General features: G+C 61.2%; 14 protein-coding genes. 13 read left to right on the top strand and 1 reads right to left on the bottom strand.

All coding sequences use genetic code 11. From position 1 onward, the window contains the following. The 13 genes from PSV23_RS01775 to PSV23_RS01835 form a co-directional block, all read left to right on the top strand. On the top strand, positions 1 to 614 hold a 614-nt coding region (locus tag PSV23_RS01775; protein ID WP_300465791.1), incomplete at its 5' end, for a UDP binding domain-containing protein. Between the two features lie 149 nt (positions 615 to 763). Beyond that, complete coding sequence (locus PSV23_RS01780) at positions 764 to 1327, top strand: sugar transferase (RefSeq protein WP_300465792.1); 564 nt, start codon at positions 764 to 766, stop codon at positions 1325 to 1327. A 46-nt stretch (positions 1328 to 1373) separates the two neighbouring features. Beyond that, positions 1374 to 2282 carry an NAD-dependent epimerase/dehydratase family protein gene (locus PSV23_RS01785; RefSeq protein ID WP_300465793.1) on the top strand — a complete coding sequence of 303 codons (909 nt, stop codon included), beginning with the start codon at positions 1374 to 1376 and terminating at the stop codon, positions 2280 to 2282. Between the two features lie 242 nt (positions 2283 to 2524). Beyond that, complete coding sequence (gene pseB / locus PSV23_RS01790) at positions 2525 to 3538, top strand: UDP-N-acetylglucosamine 4,6-dehydratase (inverting) (RefSeq protein WP_300465794.1); 1014 nt, start codon at positions 2525 to 2527, stop codon at positions 3536 to 3538. Positions 3539 to 3544: 6 nt separating this feature from the next. Continuing rightward, entirely contained in the window at positions 3545 to 4699 is a 1155-nt protein-coding gene (pseC, locus tag PSV23_RS01795) for a UDP-4-amino-4,6-dideoxy-N-acetyl-beta-L-altrosamine transaminase (RefSeq protein WP_300465795.1), read from the top strand. Between the two features lie 8 nt (positions 4700 to 4707). Beyond that, positions 4708 to 5562, top strand: a complete 855-nt coding sequence (locus PSV23_RS01800; RefSeq protein ID WP_300465796.1) for an aldo/keto reductase — start codon at positions 4708 to 4710, stop codon at positions 5560 to 5562. Next, positions 5559 to 6341, top strand: a complete 783-nt coding sequence (locus PSV23_RS01805; protein ID WP_300465797.1) for a glycosyltransferase family protein — start codon at positions 5559 to 5561, stop codon at positions 6339 to 6341. The genes PSV23_RS01800 and PSV23_RS01805 overlap by 4 nt, the downstream gene beginning before the upstream one ends. Beyond that, on the top strand, positions 6338 to 7033 hold the full coding sequence (locus PSV23_RS01810) for a class I SAM-dependent methyltransferase (RefSeq protein WP_300465798.1): 696 nt from the start codon (positions 6338 to 6340) through the stop codon (positions 7031 to 7033). The genes PSV23_RS01805 and PSV23_RS01810 overlap by 4 nt, the downstream gene beginning before the upstream one ends. After that, a complete protein-coding gene (locus PSV23_RS01815) occupies positions 7033 to 8319 on the top strand; it encodes an aminotransferase class III-fold pyridoxal phosphate-dependent enzyme (protein ID WP_300465799.1) in 1287 nt (428 codons plus the stop codon). The genes PSV23_RS01810 and PSV23_RS01815 overlap by 1 nt, the downstream gene beginning before the upstream one ends. A 2-nt stretch (positions 8320 to 8321) precedes the next feature. Next, positions 8322 to 9434, top strand: a complete 1113-nt coding sequence (gene pseG / locus PSV23_RS01820; protein ID WP_300465800.1) for a UDP-2,4-diacetamido-2,4,6-trideoxy-beta-L-altropyranose hydrolase — start codon at positions 8322 to 8324, stop codon at positions 9432 to 9434. After that, complete coding sequence (gene pseH / locus PSV23_RS01825) at positions 9424 to 9978, top strand: UDP-4-amino-4,6-dideoxy-N-acetyl-beta-L-altrosamine N-acetyltransferase (RefSeq protein WP_300465839.1); 555 nt, start codon at positions 9424 to 9426, stop codon at positions 9976 to 9978. The genes pseG and pseH overlap by 11 nt, the downstream gene beginning before the upstream one ends. Continuing rightward, positions 9975 to 11039, top strand: a complete 1065-nt coding sequence (pseI, locus tag PSV23_RS01830) for a pseudaminic acid synthase (protein WP_300465801.1) — start codon at positions 9975 to 9977, stop codon at positions 11037 to 11039. The genes pseH and pseI overlap by 4 nt, the downstream gene beginning before the upstream one ends. Positions 11040 to 11068: 29 nt before the next feature. Further along, complete coding sequence (locus PSV23_RS01835) at positions 11069 to 11914, top strand: class I SAM-dependent methyltransferase (RefSeq protein ID WP_300465802.1); 846 nt, start codon at positions 11069 to 11071, stop codon at positions 11912 to 11914. Positions 11915 to 11920: 6 nt separating this feature from the next. Here the strand turns inward: PSV23_RS01835 and PSV23_RS01840 are convergent, their stop codons facing one another. Next, complete coding sequence (locus PSV23_RS01840) at positions 11921 to 13105, bottom strand: hypothetical protein (RefSeq protein WP_300465803.1); 1185 nt, start codon at positions 13103 to 13105, stop codon at positions 11921 to 11923. Between the last annotated feature and the right edge of the window lie 4 nt (positions 13106 to 13109).

Genomic DNA, 13109 nt, shown 5'->3' on the forward strand with positions numbered 1-13109 from the left:
TCGGGGCGGACGTGCAGCAGGTCGCCCGCGGCATCGGCCTGGACAAGCGGATCGGGAGCAAATTCCTCCACGCCGGGCCCGGCTATGGCGGATCGTGCTTCCCCAAGGACACCCTGGCACTGGTGCGGACGGCGACCGACGCCGGCGCGCCGCTGCGGCTGATCGAGACCACCGTCGCCATCAACGACGCCCGCAAGAAGGCGATGGCCGGCAAGGTGGCCGCGGCCATGGGGGGCGAGTTGAAGGGCAAGACCGTGGCCCTGCTGGGTCTGACCTTCAAACCCAATACCGACGACATGCGCGACGCGCCCTCGCTGGACGTGGCGCCGGCCCTGATCGCCCTGGGGGCGACGGTGAACGCCTTCGATCCGGAGGGCATGCACGAGGCGGCGAAACTTCTGGACGGGGTGGTGTTCCGGGACGGACCCTACGAGGCCGTCGAGGGCGCCGACGTGGTGGTCATCCTGACCGAGTGGGACCAGTTCCGCGCCCTCGATCTGGACCGGGTCAAGCTGCTGATGCGCCAGCCGGTGATGGTGGATCTGAGGAACGTCTATCGGCCCGAGGACATGCGAGCCCGCGGCTTCCGCTACGCCTCGATCGGACGGGCCTGAATCGCCGGTTGCCTTGGGTGCATCGCTTTGAGATAAGCGCCGGACTTTCAGCCGAAATGGCGGGAACGACGCAACTCCTCGCCACCAGTTCGCGCGCTCGGGGTTGATGGGACCTGATTGGCTGTCGGCCGGGAGCAGATTTCGATTATATGAAGCGAATTTTCGACGTCATACTTGCTCTCGCGCTGGCTCCCGTCGCGGTCGTCGCATGCGCGTTGGTCGCCCTGCCGATTGCGCTTGAAGCGCGCGCTTCGCCCCTCTTCTTTCAGACTCGCCTCGGCCTTCGCGAGCGGCCATTCCGACTGCTGAAGTTGCGGACCATGCATGCCGCTACGCCCAACCTCCCCTCGCACGGTGTTGGGGCGAACAGCATACTTTTCACGGGCCGCCTGCTTCGCCGCCTGAAGATCGACGAACTGCCGCAAGTCTGGAACGTGCTTAACGGAACCATGTCCTTCGTCGGTCCGCGACCGGGGTTGCCCAATCAGACCGACCTGACCGAAGCGCGGCGCGAGCACAACGTTTTCGCCCTGGTCCCCGGAATTACCGGCGTCGCCCAGATACGCAGGATTGACATGTCGACGCCCCAGCTATTGGCGGAAATCGACAAGACATATGGCCACGCCTGGTCAATCAAGCGCGATCTTCGCATACTATGGGCGACCGCCAGCGGTGCAGGATCAGGCGATGCTGCGAAGAGCCCAGGCCGATGAACACAACTGCCATTACAAGTGTAATGGGACAGGGAGGCCGACGTAAGTGAGGACTGACGCGACCATAGCCGTCGTCGGCGCGACGGGCTTTGTCGGCCGGTCCCTCAGCAAATACCTCCTCGACGCCAGGCCGGGCCGAATCCGGCTTTACTCGCGTGGAGGCGACACCCTGGCCGGGCGCCAGATCTCAGCGATCCCTGTGAACGCTTCAGATTTTCGCAACATCGATGTCGTAATCCATCTGGCCGGCATCGCACATCGGAAAGCCACAGAGGCTGAATACAAGGCCGTCAACGTCGATTTAGCCATGCGCACGGCCGAGTTGGCCCATGCGGCTGGCGTCAGGCGGTTTGTTTTCGTGAGCTCCATGCTTGTTCATGGGCGCTGGAGTGACGCCCCGCTCTCGCCGGAAGGCCCATATCATCCAAAGTCTCCCTTTGCCCGTTCAAAGGTCGAAGCCGAACAGCGGTTACAGGCCTTTGCAGCCAGGTCCGGGCTGGACCTCGCAATTGTTCGCTCGCCGTTGATCTATGGTCCCGAAGCCAAGGGAAACTTCGCTTTGTTGGCGCGAGCCGCTCGGCACGGTCTGCCCCTGCCTCTGGGGTGCGCGGCCGCTCAGCGGAGCATGGTGTCGCTGCAGAATTTCAATGACGCCATCCTGACCCTGGCCAGCCGACCTGTCCGTCCGTCCACGTCGACCATATTGCTTCCGGCAGACGAGAGGGATCTGACGGTTCGACAAACATATCTGGAGTTGTGCCGGGCCGCCGACCGACCGGGCGCCGTCCTGAATGTGCCGGCCGCAGCCATGCGACTTGCACTGACATCACTCGGCAGGACGGAAACGTTCGAAAGCCTGTTCAAACCGTTGCTCGTTGACCGTTCTCACTGGGAGCAGACTGGCTGGTCCCCTCCCCAGCCAGTCAGTTCCGGACTCAAAACCGCCATCGCCTGAACCGGATGCGCGCCAAGCGAAGCCACGCACGGCCAGGCTCCCATCCCGGGCTCGCTCAACGCGCAGGCCGCCTCCTTCAATCGAGCGCCTCGTGCGTGGGCCGGTGAGCATCGCCCTGGTCAGGAGGACGAACGTCGCGACTGGTAAGGAAACGTCATCTGATGTAGGGGACCGTCGCGACACATTACCCTTACAAACACGCCTTGGTATGGGCGGCCACTCCATTCGAAGAAGGAATATCCTTGGTTCCCTTCCAGCTCGACGATGCTTCCATTTTTTTGACGGGGGGCACAGGATCTTTTGGCAAAGCGTTTGTTCGTCATGTCGTTGAAAGCGCATCGCCAAAGCGGTTGGTGATATTTTCTCGCGACGAGCTGAAACAATTCGAAATGGCTCAGGAATTCCCCGAGTCACGCTATCCGTTCCTCCGCTACTTTATCGGCGATGTACGGGACGCCGATCGCGTTCGCCGTGCGATGGAAGGTACGGACACGGTCATCCATGCGGCGGCCCTGAAGCAGGTGCCGGCGGCCGAGTACAACCCGTTCGAGTGCATCAAGACGAACGTCATTGGCGCCCAGAACATCATCGAGGCGTGCCTCGACGCCGGTGTGACGCGCGTCGTCGCCCTGTCGACCGACAAGGCCGCCGCGCCGGTCAATCTGTATGGCGCGACCAAGCTCTGCTCAGACAAGCTTTTCATTGCCGCGAATAATATCCGGGGCGCACGTGACATACGTTTCAGCGTGGTCCGCTACGGCAACGTCATGGGCAGTCGCGGCTCGGTCATTCCCTTTTTCCTAGGTCGCCGCGATCACGGCAGCCTGCCGATCACCGATGCGGCAATGACGCGTTTCAACATCTCGCTCGAAGGCGGCGTGTCTTTGGTGATGTGGGCTCTGAACAACGCCGAAGGAGGCGAGATTCTGGTGCCCAAGATCCCGTCTTACCGCGTCACCGACGTGGCCCGCGCGATCGCCCCGTCGGCTGAACAGCAGATCATCGGCATCCGCCCCGGCGAGAAGATCCATGAAGAGATGATCACCGCCAGCGACAGCCCCAATACCATTGACATCGGCGACTATTACGCAATCCTGCCCTCGGGCGATCCGGACGCGATCGACCGGTATTGTTCCGCCCGCGGCGCGACGCGGGTCACCGAGGGCTTCTCCTATGACAGCGGGACCAACGAACACTTCCTGACCGTCGAGGAAATACGGATGCTGATCCGCCAGCACATTGACCCCGCTTTCTGACCGTCGATGGCAAAACCAATTCCGTACAGCCGTCAGGAAATCAGCGACGCTGATATCGCGGCAGTGGTCGAGGTCCTGCGCGGGCCGTTCCTGACGCAAGGGCCGGCCGTCGAAAGGTTCGAGACCGACTTCGCCACGCTGCACCGATCGGCCCACGCCGTCGCGGTTTGCAACGCCACGGCGGCGCTGCACATCGCCTGTCTCGCCGTCGGCGTCGGTCCCGGCGATCTTGTCTGGACCTCGCCAATCAGCTTCGTCGCCTCGGCCAACTGCGCGCTCTATTGCGGCGCCGACGTCGATTTCGTCGATATCGATCCCATCACCCGCAACATGTCCGTCGATACGCTGGAGATGCGGTTGATCCAGGCGGAGAAGGACGGCCGGCTTCCCAAGGTGGTGATCCCCGTTGATTTCAGCGGGCTTCCATGCGACCTTGTGGAAATCCGCGCGCTCGCCGATCGTTACGGCTTCAAGATCATCTCGGACAGTTCGCACGCCGTCGGCGCGACCTATCGCGGCGAGCCGATCGGCCGCCATGCCCACATCAGCGTCTTCTCATTCCACCCGGTGAAGATCGTGACGACGGGCGAGGGCGGGCTTTGTCTGACCGATGACGACGCCCTGGCCGACCGGCTACGGCTTTTGCGCAGCCACGGCATCTCCCGCGATCCCGCGAAGATGACCAAGCCGAGCGAGGGCCCGTGGTACTATCAGCAGATCGACCTTGGCTTCAATTATCGGATCACCGATATCCAGGCGGCGCTGGGCAGTTCCCAACTGAAGAGCCTCGATGAAAAATTCGAAAGGCGCGACGCCGCGGCGCGGCGCTATGACGAGCGACTGGCTGGACTCGCGCTGAAGCTGCCGGTGCGGCTGAACGACCGTCAGTCGGCGCATCATCTGTATGCGGTAGAGGTCATGGACGGCATATCGCGCGAGACCGTGTTTGAGGCGCTTCGGGCAGCCGACATCCTCGCGAATGTCCACTACATTCCGATCCACCTGCAGCCCTATTATCAGTCGAAAGGCTTCGCTCAGGGTGATTTCCCGGCAAGCGAGGCCTTCTACGACAAGGCAATCACGCTGCCGCTGTTCCCCGATCTGACGGAAGCGGAACAGGACTATGTCGTCAGCAGCCTTGCCGCTGCGCTTCAGGTCTGACCGCAATCATGGAGCTCGCGCTGGGTACGGTCCAGTTCGGCGTCGACTACGGAATAGCTAGCGCACGCCGGGCCGATGACGCGACGGCGGCGAAGATTCTGTCCGCGGCGTGGGAGATGGGCATACGGCGACTCGACACCGCGCCGGGGTATGGCGACATCGAGCCGCGCCTCGCCGGGCTATGTGGAAGTCGGAACTTTTCGATCGTATCGAAGATACCGGGAACTCCCGCTGGCTTGGGCGACGAGGGTTTCGTTCCCTGGCTCGTCGAGACAGTCGAAACAAGTCGGCGCAGGCTTGGTGATCGGCTTCGCGGGCTCATCTTCCATGATGCAGCGATGACGCTCGGCGAACGCGGCCGTGTCGCACGCGAGACGCTGGGTAGTTTGCTCGACGACGGCGAAATCGAACTCGGCGCCTCGCACTATGACGGAACGACGCTGCTCGAACCCGCCACCTGGCCCGATTGCAGGATGGCGCAATTGCCAGGCAACGCCCTCGATCAGCGCATTCTGGATCAGGACGCGATATTGAGGGGCCTCGAGGTATCGCTTCGTTCGGTGTTCCTGCAGGGGCTTCTGTTGATGGAGCCGTCAGCCGCCGCGAAGCGTCTGCCCGCTGCAGCGCCGGCCGTGGAAGAATGGCATGCATGGTGCAGACGCCGGAATATTCAGCCGCTCGAAGCCGCGCTGGCGATCGCCAAGGGATTTTCGATGGTCGATTTTTGCCTGGTCGGCGTCGACAGCGAGGCCCAACTGCGGGCTATCGGCGAGGCGTGGGAGCGCGCGACTGCGATCACCGCTCCCGAATTGGCGAGCGACGACCCGTCTGTTATCGACCCTAGGACATGGCTCTCCGCATGACGCGCACGCTCGCTTTCATCCAGGCTCGCTGTTCGAGCAGGCGGCTGCCCGGAAAGGTGCTCGCCGACCTGGGCGGCCGTCCGATGATCCTTTCAATGATCGACCGCGTCGCCCGCGCCCAACATCTCGACGGCATTGTCCTCGTCACCAGTGAGGACGAATCGGACGATGAGCTCGCGGCATGCGTGGAAGCTCAGGGAACCCCCGTTTTTCGCGGCGCGCTTGACGATGTTCTGGCGCGTTTTCATGGCGCCGCGACCGCCTATCCCGCCGACCACTATGTGCGACTTACCGGCGATTGCCCGCTGATGGACCCGACGCTGATCGATGCGGTCATTAACCTCCATCATGCGCAGGGCACGGACTATTGTTCAAATGTGGCGCCCCCGACCTTCCCGGACGGCATGGATGTCGAGGTATTCACCTCGGCCCTGCTTCGGCGCGCTCATGCCGAGGCCCGCATGCCGGTCGAGCGCGAACATGTCAGCTACTGGATGTACACCACGGCAGCGCCGCAACTACGAATGGCGAACCATAGCTTCCTCGGCGATTGCTCTCACATCCGATTGACCGTGGATTATCCCGACGACCTCGATCTTGTACGCACCTTGTGGAGCAGGCTCGACGCCCCTCTGACCGCGGACCTCTTTGATCTGCTAAGGCTTCTCCAGGCCGATTCAACGCTCCGCGCGACGAATCCGCATCTTCGCAACGAAGGGCTTGTAACCATGCCTCCTGAACAGAATGGCGCTCCTGGGGCCGAAGGAGAATCGGGATGACAATCCAGCGAGACGTTTTCTTGGAAAGTGAAGGTGACGGCTTCTTCGATAGAAACCGGGCGCATCTCACCCCCGACCTCGCAAGACCTTCGACCACGATGCTGATCGATTTCCTGAGCGGCGCCGGTGCGAAAATCGCGCTTGCGACTGAAATCGGCTGCGGTAACGGCGCCGAGTTGGTGAAGCTTTGCAAGGCGCTGGGCTGTGAGGGTGTCGGGATCGAACCCTCGGCGCAAGCCGTCGCCGACGGTAACCGCATGGCGGCCGACCGGGGCTTGCCGATGACCCTGCATCGCGGAACCGCGGAAGCCCTGCCGCTGGCCGATGAATCGAGCGATCTCGTTCTATTCGGATTCTGCCTTTACCTCGTCGATCGTAGGCATCTGCTTCCGGCCATGGGCGAGGCCTATCGCGTACTGCGTCCCGGCGGCTATCTGGCCATCGTCGATTTCGATCCCGCCCGCCAGCACCGCCGCGCATATGCGCATCACGAGGGCCTTTGGTCCTACAAGCAGGACTATTCCCGGATTCCGCTCGCGACGGGACTCTTCAGCCTCGCCGCAAAATATCCGCTGTCCCACGCCGGCAATGGTTTTGACGCCGACTCCGACGAGCGCGTCGGCCTGAGCATTTTCTACAAAGAACCCGCCCCCTATCCTGTTTGGCAGGACGCGGACAAAGGAGCTTCCTAGTGCGCACATTCGACCGCTCCATTCAGCAACTCGCACGTGCCGAGCGAGTGATCCCCTTGGGGAGCCAGACCTTTTCCAAAAGCCGCACCCAGTTTCCGGTGGGCGTATCGCCGCTCTATCTCGAGCGCGGCCGCGGAAGCCATGTCTGGGACATCGACGGCAATGAGTATGTCGATTTCATAAGCAGCCTGTGCTCGGTGACGCTCGGCTACGGGGATCCCGATGTCGACGGTGCGGTGCGCGATCAGCTTGATCGAGGCGTCATTCTGTCACTGCCGGCGTCGCTCGAAGCCGATGTCGCGGAACTGATCTGCGAGATGGTGCCGTGCGCCGAAAAGGTGCGCTTCGGCAAGAATGGCTCCGACGCGACATCGGGCGCGATCCGCATCGCGCGCGCCTTTACCGGCCGCGATCATGTTGCGGTCTGCGGATATCACGGGTGGCAGGACTGGTATATCGGCACCACGGCGCGCAACCGCGGCGTACCGCAGGCCACCCGCGACCTGTCGCACCCCTTTGCATACAACGATCTCGCCTCGCTTGAAGCCGTCCTCGCAGAATGGCCGGGCCAGATCGCGGCGATCATCCTTGAGCCGATGAACGTCGAGTATCCCCAAACCGGCTTCCTCGAGGGCGTCCGCGACCTCGCCAGCCGCCACGGCGCGGTGCTCGTTTTCGACGAAACAATCACTGGCTTTCGCTATACCAACGGCGGCGCCCAACAATATTTCGGCGTCACGCCCGACCTGGCGACCTTTGGCAAGGGGCTGGCGAACGGGTATCCTGTGTCCGCGATCGCGGGCCGCGCCGATATCATGCAGATGATGGAAGAGGTTTTCTTCTCCTTTACCTTCGGAGGAGAGCTGCTCTCGTTGGCCGCGGCCAAAGCCACCCTGCAAAAGCTGCAGCGCGAACCAATCCTCGAAGGCATCGCGAAGACGGGTGAAAAGCTTATCGAGGGCGCCCGGTCGATCCTTGCGGAAAATGGCCTCGAGGGCGTCTTTGCGGTGAAGGGCCATCCCGCCTGGTCATTCTTCGTGATGCCTGATCAGCCGACCGCCAGTGCTTTCGAAATGAAGACCTTGATGATGCAGGAGTTCCACCAGCGCGGAATCCTGTGCCTCGGATCGCACAACCTCAGCCATGCTCACAGCGCGGAAGACATCGATACGCTTCTGCAGGCCTATCGCCATCTGATGCCGATGATGCGCGCCGCACTCGACGACGGCGACATCAAATCCCGCTTACGGTGCGATCCGCTGGTGCCGCTTTTCAAGATCAGGTGACCATGCGTTTTGTGTTTCGGGTCGACGCTTCGTCGGAGATCGGGACCGGTCATCTTCGGCGCTGCCTGTCGCTCGCCCATGAAATTCGGACGCAAGGCCTTGATGTGCTGTTCGTCTGCCGGCAGCACGATTTTGACTATGGGCCGCTTTTCCTTCGCGAGAGCTTCGAATTCGTCGCCTTGCCTCCGGCACCGGAGCCAACCCTCGTCGACCCGGATGCGCCGGCCCACGCCCGGTGGGCGCGCGCCGACTGGAGCTTCGACGCCGCGGAGACGATCGCCGCGACACAGGCCGGGAATGTCGATTGGGTGATCGTGGATCACTACGCTTTCGATGCGCGTTGGCATGCGAAGGTTGGCGAAGCGTTGCAATGCCGTCTGGCGGTGATTGACGATCTGGCTGATCGCAGCCTGCTCGCCGATGTCGTGATCGATCACAATTTCCATCCCGATCACCAGGCCAAGTATCGAAACGTGATGAGCGGAATCGGGTGCCTTCTGGCCGGGCCCCGCTACGCTCTCATCTCGAACGCCTATGCGGAGACTCCCAAATATGCGTTTCGCGACGACGTCGCCTCCATCGGAATATTCCTGGGCGGCATAGATCTGCTGCACGTGACGCCGGTCGCGCTCGATGCCGTTCGGGCTGCAGGCTTCGAAGGCGTTGTCGAGATCGCACTCACAAGCGCCAATCCCGACGTCGCATCGATTCAGGCGATGGCGGATTCTGACGGTCGCTGTTCGCTCTCGATCGACCTGCCCGACCTTGCCCGTTTCTTCGCGCGCCACGATCTCCAGATCGGCGCTGGCGGCGGCGCCATATGGGAACGCTGCTGCATGGGCGCGCCGACCATCGGATTGGTTTGTGCGGAGAATCAACGATACAGCCTGCCCTATCTGCATGATGAGCATGTGCTGTTGGCGGTCGATATTCTCGCAGTCGCTTCCGAATGCAGATTGCGCCACATCAGCCATGCCGTCATGACCACGCTTTCGCAACCAACGCTGCGGCGGGAAATGTCAGAGACCGCATCTCGACTGGTCGACGGGTTGGGAGTGGCGCGCATAACCCGGATACTGGCCACAGAATTTTCAGGACATGACCATGGCTGTTAGATTACGTCGAGTTCTCGAACAGGATCTGGAGACTATTCGACACTGGCGAATGCTGCCAGATATAACGAAATACATGTATACCGATCCGGAGATCACGCCTGAATCGCAGATGTTATGGCATCAGCGGATTTCGGCGTCGGACCGGGACAAGGTCTGGCTGATCCAGCTATCGGAATCGGAAACCGACGTCGGACTGCTTAGTCTGAACGACATCGACCCGGTGCACCGGCGATGCTGCTGGGCCTACTATATCGCCGAGGAGGCCGCACGCGGGAAGGGTTTGGCCAAGACCCTGGAGTGCAACATATATGATTATGCGTTCTTCACGCTCGACCTCAACAGGGTCTGGTGCGAGGTGCTCGGCTTCAACGAAAAGGTCGTGAAGCTGCACGAACTCTTCGGATGCAAGGTCGAGGGTGTGCTACGCGAACATGTTATCAAGGACGGGACACGCCACGACGTCGTGCGAATGGGAATCCTGCGCGATGAGTGGACGTCCGCCCGCGAGAAATTCTCCTACAGCAAAATTGAGATCGAAGAGTGAGTGAATCCTTCAGCATCGGATCCCGCCAGGTCGGCCGCGGGCACAAGCCCTATCTGATTGCCGAAATGTCGGGCAATCATAACCATTCGCTCGACCGGGCCCTGGAGATCGTTTCGGCCGCCGCGGCATCGGGCGCCGACGCAATCAAGCTTCAGACCTACACTGCGGCGACGATGACGCTTGACCTCGACACGCCCGGTTTCGTGATCGACGACCCGGCAAGCCCCTGGAACGGTCGAAGCCTCTATGACCTCTACGAAGAAGCGCACACGCCCTGGGACTGGCACGCCCCGATCATGGAGCACGCCAGGTCGCTCGGGCTGCACTGCTTCTCTTCGCCGTTCGATTCGACAGCGGTCGATTTTCTCGAGACGCTGGACGTGCCGGCTTACAAGATCGCTTCATTTGAGCTTGTCGACATCCCGTTGATCGAACGGGTCGCGGCGACGGGGAAGCCGGTGATCATGTCCACCGGCATGGCGACGGTCGCCGAAATCGGTGAGGCCGTAATGGCCGCCCGGCGCGCCGGCGCGCAGAATACCATCCTGCTCAAGTGCACGAGCACCTATCCCGCCGAGCCCCTCAACACCAATCTGGCGACGATCCCGACGATACGGGAGACCTTTGGCTGCGAGGTCGGCCTGTCGGATCACACGATGGGCACGGGCGTCGCCGTCGCCTCCATCGCGCTGGGCGCGCCGCTCATCGAGAAGCACTTCACCCTCGCCCGCGCGGACGGCGGGGTCGACAGCGCCTTCTCACTGGAGCCGGCCGAGTTCCGGGCGCTACGGGAGGAATGCGATCGCGCTTGGCAGGCGATCGGCACGGTCACCTTTGGCGGAACCAAGGCCGAGGAAGGGTCCCGGCTGTTCCGGCGCTCACTCTATATTGCGCAGGACATGAAGGCAGGCGACGTGCTGACGGCGGAAAATCTGCGTGCGATACGGCCTGGCTATGGATTGCCGCCCAAATATATTGACCATTTACTAGGGCGACGAGTATTGCGGGACGTCGTGCGCGGAACACCGGCAAGCTGGGATTTATTTGTTCCGGCGAGGTGAAGCATATCTGCCCAAGGAAAAAAGAATACATGCACTGGAAAGCCAAGAGCGCCGCATTCCGCATTCTGTCCGCGGTTCCGTTCGGCGGAGCAATCCACCATGCCCTGCAGCGCCATGTTACGCATGAATGGCCAAGACCGGATTCTGCGCTCGACGAGCTATTCGTTGGAGCGCAAGCTTTATTGTCCGCTGCGGCGATCCAGGGCGATCTGAGCAAGACACGCTTCCTCGAAATCGGCGCCGGGCGGGACCTTTCTATCGCGCTGGCGGTGCGGATGATGGGTGTAGGATCGGTCACCACGCTCGATGTCGACCGGCTAGCCCGGATCGACCTGATCAATCAGTCGGCCCAGTATATGGCCCGGCGACTCGGTATGACCGTCCCCGTGTTTGCCAGCTTCGACGATCTCATCGCCTTCGGCGTTGATTACCGAGCGCCCATGCGGATTACGGGCATCGACGAAGAACATTTCGACTGCTTCTATTCGGTCGATACTCTTGAGCATATTCCGCCGACCTCGCTCATCGAAATCCTGGCCGCAGCGCGAGCACGATTAAAACCCGATGGCGTCACAGTACACATGATCGATTATAGCGATCATTACGCACGTGGAGGCGGTGTGTCGCGCGTCAACTTCCTTCGCTACAGCGATCGCCAATGGGAGCCGCACAACAGCCGCTTCCTTTACATGAACCGTTTGCGGCACAGCCAGTTTCTCGACCTGTTCGAGAAAGCGGGCTTTCGCTCGATCGATGCCGAGCCGTTCCGTCTCGATCCGGCGGAGGTTCCGATGGACGAGGTCGACGCGAGGTTCCGCGCCATGTCGATCGACGATGTCGCGACGCTTCGCGCACAGATTACTGCGCGTCCGTAAGCCAGCTCAGAGCAGCCGATAGGCTGCGCGTCGGACGAGAATATACCAGAGCAGCGACGTCGCCGCCGAGGTTATGACAACGTAACTACTGTCGACGCTGAATATCGCCAGAATCATGAATAGCGTCACCGCGACGGCATTGTACCGCGCGATCGTTCCGAATTTGCCGGACGCCTGTAGCAGAATGGCGAATGGATTAAAGAAGAAGACGATCCCCAGAACCATCGCGGAAATCGCGACCGCATAGGTCAACTCGATATCGTAGAAGGCCTTGTAGGCCCATTGAACCGGGATCGTCATGGCGAGGCAAATAAGCGCCACCGCCGAATAGGCCCAAAACTCGTACCGACGAATAATGGCAAATGACCGCACCCGCCCCGCCTGCCCTGACCCTACGATATGGCGATGGAAATAGGTGCCGAGAATGAATGCCGATTGACCGCCGATGATCTTGATCAGGATGATCTTTGTGATGATCCCCATCTGTTCGAGCGTGAGGAAGGACCCTCCCGCTATCCGTTCCTGATTAAGGAACAGGAGCGCCGTCATCGAGGACATGATCGCCCAAAACGCGACGTTCCTGTGCGCCGCAACGAGGCTGGGCAACTTGCGAAGGACCGACCAACGCGGGCGGAGAATGCCGCTCCGCATTGCATAGAAAAGCAGTACTGGCGTGGCGAGTATCTCGCCCCACAACATGATCGTATCGATCGCGAAATGCCCCGAGCCCAGAACCGCGATGTCGATCAGGACGATTAGAGACTTGAGGAAATAGGCCGCAGGGTGCGTGAACTTGTTGTTCGACGCGCGGCACGAAGCGAGGATCATTACGTTCGCCGCAGCGCAGATCAGCGTCGGGAACAGTGTCCAGAAATGAAAAAGGCCCGCGGTCGAAATCACCAGGGCCGTCATAACCGCCATCGTGCTTACGATCGAAAGTCCCGTAAGCAGGAAGCGACTGACGTTCACGGACGCCCGGCTTATGATCCGGGGAGTATAGAGTCCCTGATTGTAAACGAGCTGCGAAAAGCCCAGCGACCCGAATTCCGCGAACAGGGTTGATATCAGCAGAATCGTCGATACCGTGCCAAACTCGCGGTTGCCGAGCAGGAGGGAGAGGATGATTACTCTCATCGCGTGAACGACCGAAGCTGTCCCCAGCAACAGGGTCGACGAGAAAAACGTTTTCATAGTC

It is taken from the genome of Brevundimonas sp. (assembly GCF_029946145.1).
Taxonomy (GTDB): domain Bacteria; phylum Pseudomonadota; class Alphaproteobacteria; order Caulobacterales; family Caulobacteraceae; genus Brevundimonas.